The sequence below is a fragment of the Micromonospora sp. KC723 genome (genome assembly GCF_004348595.1).
GTDB lineage: Bacteria > Actinomycetota > Actinomycetes > Mycobacteriales > Micromonosporaceae > Micromonospora.
The window spans coordinates 1-940 of record NZ_SMKD01000282.1; the positions used below are offsets into that span (position 1 = coordinate 1).

The window sequence follows — 940 nt, forward strand, 5'->3', positions numbered from 1 at the left end:
AGAGGGCGTTTCGCATGTCTGTCAGTCGGGTGTGTTGAAGATGCGCCGTTGTTGGCGGGTGGCGGGTCCACCTCGGGTGAGGCGGGCGAGCATGCCGGCGATGGCGGCCCAGCGGATCATGGCTTCCGAGGTGGCGGGGCGGGTTTCGTAGTCGCGGGCCAGCCGGCGGTGGGCGGTCAGCCAGGCCAGGGTCCTCTCCACCACCCAGCGGCGGCGGTGCACGACGAACCCTTGCTGATCAGCGGGTTTGCGCACGATTTCCAGGGTGGTGCGCAGGATGTCGCGGGCCCAGTCGACCAGCCGGCCGGCGAACCCGGAGTCGGCGAACACGTGCCGGATCGGGGTCGCCGCGTACGTGGCGAGCAGAGCGCCCTTCGCGCCGTCACGGTCCTGCCACGAGGCGGCCAGGACCCAGACGGTGACCAGCAGGCCCAAGGTGTCGGTGACGATGAACCGCTTGCGGCCGTTGACCTTCTTCCCGCTGTCGTAGCCGCGGGTGTCGTGGTGCACGGTGTCCGCGGCCCTGACCGACTGGGAGTCGATGATCCCCGCTGTCGGCTCGGACTGCCGGTCATGGGCCAGGCGAACCTGCTCCCGCAGTTCGGTGAGGATCCGCTCGGTCACACCCCGCCGGTTCCACCGTTGGAAGTGGGAGTACACGGTCTGCCAGGGTGGGAAGTCCACCGGCAGGTACCGCCACGCACACCCGGTCCGCACCACGTACAGGATCCCGTCGACGACAGCCCGACGAGGATGCTTCTCCGGCCTGCCCATCCACTGCGGCGACGGCAGCATCGGCTCGACGAACTCCCACTCGGCATCGGTCAGGTCAGACGGGTACCGCCGCACTCGATCCATACCCGACTACCGACCGAACCCCGCCCATCGATCGCACCCACTGTGCGACACACCCGACCAGCACACATCCCAAACGCGCTCT

At 68.7% G+C, this 940-nt stretch carries 1 pseudogene; it reads right to left on the bottom strand.

The window, feature by feature from the left end:
• Nucleotides 1-886: pseudogene (locus tag E1165_RS28650) on the bottom strand (IS5 family transposase); the annotation flags it as partial.
• Between the last annotated feature and the right edge of the window lie 54 nt (nucleotides 887-940).